The sequence below is a fragment of the Methylophaga sp. genome (genome assembly GCF_048266885.1).
GTDB lineage: Bacteria > Pseudomonadota > Gammaproteobacteria > Nitrosococcales > Methylophagaceae > Methylophaga.
Genome location: NZ_JBLWYR010000044.1, coordinates 1 through 5,517 on the forward strand (window position 1 = coordinate 1; position 5,517 = coordinate 5,517).

The 5,517-nt window shown below is 45.9% G+C and carries 8 protein-coding genes; 5 read left to right on the forward strand and 3 right to left on the reverse strand.

The genetic code is table 11. The annotated features are described in order from the left end of the window. The first annotated feature begins 273 nt into the window (after window positions 1–273). Window positions 274–465 (forward strand): hypothetical protein, encoded by a 192-nt coding sequence (locus tag ACN0V2_RS13585; RefSeq protein WP_020328543.1) that lies wholly within the window; start codon window positions 274–276, stop codon window positions 463–465. Window positions 466–559: 94 nt separating this feature from the next. Here the strand turns inward: ACN0V2_RS13585 and ACN0V2_RS13590 are convergent, their stop codons facing one another. Continuing rightward, a complete protein-coding gene (locus tag ACN0V2_RS13590) occupies window positions 560–1,126 on the reverse strand; it encodes a PhnA domain-containing protein (RefSeq protein WP_020328544.1) in 567 nt (188 codons plus the stop codon). Window positions 1,127–1,267: 141 nt separating this feature from the next. Further along, window positions 1,268–2,056, reverse strand: a complete 789-nt coding sequence (locus tag ACN0V2_RS13595) for a M48 family metallopeptidase (RefSeq protein WP_020328545.1) — start codon at window positions 2,054–2,056, stop codon at window positions 1,268–1,270. 171 nt (window positions 2,057–2,227) lie between these two features. Here ACN0V2_RS13595 and ACN0V2_RS13600 point away from each other — a divergent pair, with 171 nt between their 5' ends. The 4 genes from ACN0V2_RS13600 (at window position 2,228) to ACN0V2_RS13615 (ending at window position 4,938) form a co-directional block, all read left to right on the forward strand. Then, a complete protein-coding gene (locus ACN0V2_RS13600) occupies window positions 2,228–2,680 on the forward strand; it encodes a hotdog fold thioesterase (RefSeq protein ID WP_020328546.1) in 453 nt (150 codons plus the stop codon). After that, entirely contained in the window at window positions 2,681–2,914 is a 234-nt protein-coding gene (locus ACN0V2_RS13605) for a DUF3389 domain-containing protein (protein ID WP_020328547.1), read from the forward strand. Between the two features lie 80 nt (window positions 2,915–2,994). Next, window positions 2,995–4,686 (forward strand): SgrR family transcriptional regulator, encoded by a 1,692-nt coding sequence (locus ACN0V2_RS13610; protein WP_038157960.1) that lies wholly within the window; start codon window positions 2,995–2,997, stop codon window positions 4,684–4,686. 105 nt (window positions 4,687–4,791) lie between these two features. Continuing rightward, on the forward strand, window positions 4,792–4,938 hold the full coding sequence (locus ACN0V2_RS13615; RefSeq protein ID WP_020328548.1) for a hypothetical protein: 147 nt from the start codon (window positions 4,792–4,794) through the stop codon (window positions 4,936–4,938). A gap of 370 nt (window positions 4,939–5,308) precedes the next feature. On the opposite strand, the gene ACN0V2_RS13620 is transcribed toward ACN0V2_RS13615, so the two are convergent. After that, window positions 5,309–5,517, reverse strand: a 209-nt coding sequence (locus ACN0V2_RS13620; RefSeq protein ID WP_417551345.1) for a hypothetical protein, incomplete at its 5' end; no start/stop codon positions are given.

A 5,517-nucleotide genomic window follows, 5' to 3' on the forward strand; every position in this document is an offset into this window, starting at 1 on the left:
CCCCGGATCAAATTTTTTCAGATATTTAGATGTAAATTAATTGTATGCGGTTGTGATCATTTAAAATGCTCACGCGTTAATTATGCTGATGGCAGCAATTTAAATGACTAAAAATGCGTCATTTCTGAATGGGTATTTTTGCGATTGTTATCACCTTGTTTCATAAGTTTAACTAATCCGAATGGCCAATTTTTATCATTTTTTTATTCGAACAAACTTGCCTAATATTCGAGCCAACACAGTAAGTTACCGATTTATTTAAGAGAGGCTCACATGGCACAAGCAATGCATTTGGGTACTGTTACAGCACCAACCTCTATGGATAAAAAAACCTACCCGGTTAACTTCAAAGGATTGATGAAACATTTGGTTGATATTCTGTTTGTTGATAGCCAGCAAACTCGCAGCTACTACAGTGCAGAACTATCTAGCCACATGCAACGTGATATTGGTTTATCACGCTAAGCTAAACACAAAAAAGCCGACAGTGATGTCGGCTTTTTTATTGGCACTTTATGACAGATAAAGAAAACGCGGCCGGAGCCGCGCTTTTTCTGAATTACTTCTTGCGGCAGTATTCCGCAATAATGTACATCGTTTGACCGTTCACTTTACCCTGAATGTGTTTAGGATCATCGGTCAGTGCGATACCGCGTACCGCAGTACCTTGTTTGATCACCATGCTGGAACCTTTTACTGGCAGATCTTTAATCACGGTTACGTCATCGCCTTTTTTCAGCTCAACGCCGTTCACGTCCAGTGGTTTCTCTGCGTCATCGTCCATGCCGATTTCTGCCCATTTCTGAGTTTCCTCGTCCATGTACATCATTTCGACCAGATCCTGAGCCCAGCCTTCAGAAGTCGCCAGACGCTTTAGTTGACGCCAAGCCAACACCTGAACAGGCGTAACCTGACTCCACATGCTGTCATTCAGGCAGCGCCAGTGGTTTGCATCTACTGTGTCTGGGTCTTCGATTTGACCTTTACAGGTATCGCAAAGCATCACTGCGTGATCCACAGTAATTTGCGTGTGTGGTGCAACCACAAAAGGAGTTAGCGGTGACTCTGCAGAACAGAGTTCACATTTAGATTCGCAGCGTTCAAGTAGCGTTGCTTCAGTAGACATAATACCCACCTTGTAAAATTTCGTAAGCGCGTATTATCCACTTTACGCACAAGATTTAAAGGGGTATTGCATCAAACGCGGCAAATCAATGGGTTATTTGTATTGATTTGATGCAAATAACCCCAATTGAATTAAGTTATCTCAGCCACACTGCGGATGTGGTACAGAATAAGACGGCAATTTTTTAATCATCGCAGTCAGATCCTGAATGCGGGTGCTGTGCGAAGGGTGGGTTGAAAGCAGTTCCGGTGGCTGGTTGCCTCCTGACGCTTTTGCCATGTTTTTCCAAAGTTCGATGCTTTGGCGTGGATCGAACCCCGCTTTAGCCATGATCTCCAGTCCAACGATATCAGCTTCAGACTCCTGAGATCGGCCGTAAGGAAGGATCACTCCGTATTGAACGCCCACGCCCAACGCGGCCATCGTGATGTCTTTGTATTGAGCATAGGCTGAAGAGCCGATAGCCATATCCGTTACCTGCAAACCGACACTTGCCAACTGAGTTTGTGATAAGCGCTCGTTACTGTGATTGGCCAGTACGTGTGCAACTTCATGGCCAAGCACCGTTGCCAATTGGTCTTGATTGACCGCGACTTTGAGCAGTCCGGTATAAACGCCAATCTTGCCACCGGGCAGGGCGAAAGCATTCACTTGCTCACTGTTGAACACCACGACTTCCCAGTGTTCGACCCCCGCTTGCTTGGGGACTTGCGCGGTGATGGCGTTGGCTACACACTGCACGTAAGCATTGGTTTTTGCGTCTTGATTAATCGGTGTGTCTTGCTTCATTTGTGTGAAAGACTGAGCGCCTAAATTGCTCATGTCGTTGCTCGAAAACAGCAGGATCTGGTTTCGTCCGGTAGGGGATGCGGCACATGCGGTCAGACCGATCGCTGTCAGAATACAAGAAGCTTTAAACCATGAACGCATTGCTGGCTCCATAATTTTCAGAGGTTAATATTAAACGTGCAAATAATATCATGGCTTAAGCTGAATTGAAGGTGAATGTGGTTTTGTCATTGGCATTCAGAGCGTTACAATAGAACCCACTCACATTTCTTTGCTGCGCACCTGTCTGCGTCTCATCTCAAGGAATTACCTATGGAAATTTGGAAAAAACCGATCAGTCTGGAGATTCTTAATGCAACTTCAAAAAATACGCTGATTGATCATCTCAATATTGTTTATACCGAGATCGGGGATAATTCTGTATCGGCTACTATGCCTGTTTGTCATTTTACTCATCAACCTTTGGGTATGCTGCACGGAGGCGCTTCGGTTGTTCTGGCTGAAACATTGGGCTCTGTGGCGGCAAATTTCTGTGTGGATGATGATTCTTACTGCGTTGGTCTGGATATTAATGCTAATCATATTCGCTCAATGCGTGACGGTCATGTGATTGGGACGGCAACGCCAATTCATTTGGGCGTATCGACTCAGGTTTGGCAAATCACGATTACCGACGATCGCGGTCGTTTGGTGTGCACCAGCCGCCTGACCATGGCGGTTAAGAAAGCAAAAAACAATAAGCAGAAACTGAACACCGAGGCGTAAATGGTTATTGAGTTTAAAAGCGGAAAAATCATTGTCACGGCGCATGAGCTGGTGATCCGTTTACAAGGTGACCATCATGTGACGCTTCAGGCGCAAAGTGATGCGGTCGAACTGATTGGTCGCGGAGCGAATGTGGTGGCCGTGAATGGCTCTGAAGCAAAGTGGTCATTGAAGTTGGACAACGAAGAGCAACTGCGCCAACTAGCGGCTGAATTGGGTTGTGATATCGCTTAAAGAATCCTGTCTCTGACTTGAAAAAATACCATAAAATAGGGAAACTCATTTCGTAGCTGTTTAAATGAGATTTCCCCTTTATGAGTAGCCCCCGCTTACGTGTCCAGTTCGAAACCCTATTCGAACACTTCAATGGTCAGGATGCTGAAACCCAACTCGAAGATGTCACTGAAATTCTGTTCTGTACCCGTCGTAACGCACGTATTGTGCTGAACAAAATGGAAGAAGAGGGCTGGATAGAATGGCATCCGGCCGCGGGGCGCGGCAAATTGTCTCAGTTGCTGTTTAAACGCAGCCGAGCCGATGTCAGTGAAAATCTCGCCCGGCGTTATCTTGAAGAAGGAAAGATCGGCCAAGCGTTATCGGTTTTGGATCAGGATGCTGCCAAGCTGACTCAGGTGATTCAGAGCTACCTCGGGGTTCAGCATCAAGAAGGTCTGCAAGTTGTCCGGCTGCCATACTACCGACCACTGTCGATGCTCAATCCGTCCAAGCCAATGCGTCGCTCAGAGCAACACATTGCACGCCAGATCTACAGCGGCCTGACTCGGCTTGATGAAGACGAGCAATTACAGCCAGATCTTGCTCATACCTGGCAAGCAATTACACCTACTCATTGGCGGTTCTATATTCGCCCGGGTGTGCGCTTCCATAATGGTGAACTGTTGACGACGGATATTGTCATTCAAAGCCTGTGGGAATTGCGCTTTGTGAATCTGTTTTCTCACATTGATCAGGTGGACTCTCCGGGAGATTGTGTGGTGGATATCCACCTGCAAAAACCGGATCACCGTTTACCGTTGCTGCTGTCGGAAGCGTGCGCGAAGATCCTGTTACCGGAATCTCAGCGCAGTGAAGATTTTGACCTGATGCCAGTCGGGAGCGGTCCATACAAGGTGATCGTCAATGACGAAAAACGTTTGGTTCTGCAGGCATTTGATGGCTATTTTGGTTTTCGCCCGTTGTTGGATCGGGTTGAAGTGTGGGTGATTGACGAAGTGCATTCATCGATGGTCTTCCCTAGTTTGTCTCACCCCATTAAAACGCAGCGAGGCTCCTCTACAGAAGATGTGGATCTCGATCCGGGATGTACCTATTTGTTGCTGAATAAGAAAAATGGTCTTGCCAAAGAGGATGAGTGGGCAACCTATTTTCATAACAAACTGAGTACTCTCAACTTGTTCCGCCGATTACCCGAGGAAAAAGTAGTTGAGCTCGGCGTGCTGCCTGCCTATGGTTTGAAGCCGGGTTGGTACCATCAGGCGCCAAGTAATTTTTCCATCACACCACCTGCGCAACGTACTGTCACGGTTGCCTATCATGCGCAGCATCCCATGTTTCCAACGCTTGCGAAGGTGATACAACAAGTTCTCAATGAGGATGGCATCAACGTTGAATTCATCAAATATGAGCTTTCCCTAACCGAAGTGGGTGAGGTGGATATCTGGATTAAAGCCATGGGGATTGCCAATCATCGTGATGACGCATTAGCAGGCTGGCTGTTGAACTATTCGGATGTTGAACACCTGAGTTTGGCTGATGATTTCAATTACTGGTGTGGATTAGTCGATCAATGGCGCGCGGACAAATACGCGACCTTCCCCGCAAGAGAACTGGGTAAGTCGCTTGTGGAGCAACACCAAATTATCCCAATGTTCCATTGTTGGCTGGGAGTATCAAAAGATCAGTGTGGCTCGCTACAGAATGCCAAGTGCAATGCCTTGGGATGGTTTGATTTCAGCCAGGTATGGGTTAAACCCGAGCTCGATTGAGATGGCAAAACCAAGAAAAAACTGCCGGAAAAGGTAGTTGATATCTACTGTGCCAAGTGCCGGACACTATTGCTTAAGTATCATAAAGGTGGAAAAGGAGCTTTAGTGAAGTGCTTTAAAGAACGTATTGCTCAGGATTTCACATCCGGTGATGGTCGCTGCCCAAATTGTGGTAGCGAGTTTGCCAGGGACGCAATGGTCAGGGGTACGCCTGCTTTAAAAATGGTGGGTGGCAAAGTGATGATGAAATAAACAACTCTCAAGTTATCTTTTGAAAAAATCGAAAATTCGGTTCAGAAAACTTAAAATTTCATGTAGTTGACACCGATATTGATCTCGGTCGATAAAAAAGGGAATTCTTAGGCTAAAAGCTACAAATATGTTTTAGACGTGTTAAACTTCAATTGTTCCAAATTTGGACCAGAAGTAGCTCTAAAATAGGGGGAGTCAATGGAACTCGCGCTAATCATCACTTTTATCGTAGCGGCAGTTGTTATGGTGAAAAAAGAGATGGCAGAAAACAAATAATTTAGTTCATTCTCATTTTTTCTTTTCCTTTTGAATGCATTAAATGTAAAAAGCCAGCTTTCGCTGGCTTTTTTGATCCTTCAAATGTTCGTCATCAGAATTCGTACTTAGCGGTAATGGCAAAGTTACGTTTTGGCTGAGACTTATCCAGATCCAGTTCGCTTGATCCGCGTACATCGTTCCACTTGTAGTACTCTTTATCCGTCACGTTGAAAATACCGGCTGTCAGTGTCACGTCTTTGATCGGTTTGTAATACGCGGTGATATCAACGATGGTCGCGCTTGGCATTTCGGTTTGTGAAG

Excerpts from the sequence above, each read along its gene's own strand:
- ACN0V2_RS13610 (WP_038157960.1), top strand. The coding sequence starts at position 2,995 with ATGAGTAGCCCCCGCTTACGTGTCCAGTTCGAAACCCTATTCGAACAC.
- ACN0V2_RS13595 (WP_020328545.1), bottom strand. The coding sequence starts at position 2,056 with ATGCGTTCATGGTTTAAAGCTTCTTGTATTCTGACAGCGATCGGTCTG.
- ACN0V2_RS13600 (WP_020328546.1), top strand. The coding sequence starts at position 2,228 with ATGGAAATTTGGAAAAAACCGATCAGTCTGGAGATTCTTAATGCAACT.
- ACN0V2_RS13585 (WP_020328543.1), top strand. The coding sequence starts at position 274 with ATGGCACAAGCAATGCATTTGGGTACTGTTACAGCACCAACCTCTATG.
- ACN0V2_RS13605 (WP_020328547.1), top strand. The coding sequence starts at position 2,681 with ATGGTTATTGAGTTTAAAAGCGGAAAAATCATTGTCACGGCGCATGAG.
- ACN0V2_RS13590 (WP_020328544.1), bottom strand. The coding sequence starts at position 1,126 with ATGTCTACTGAAGCAACGCTACTTGAACGCTGCGAATCTAAATGTGAA.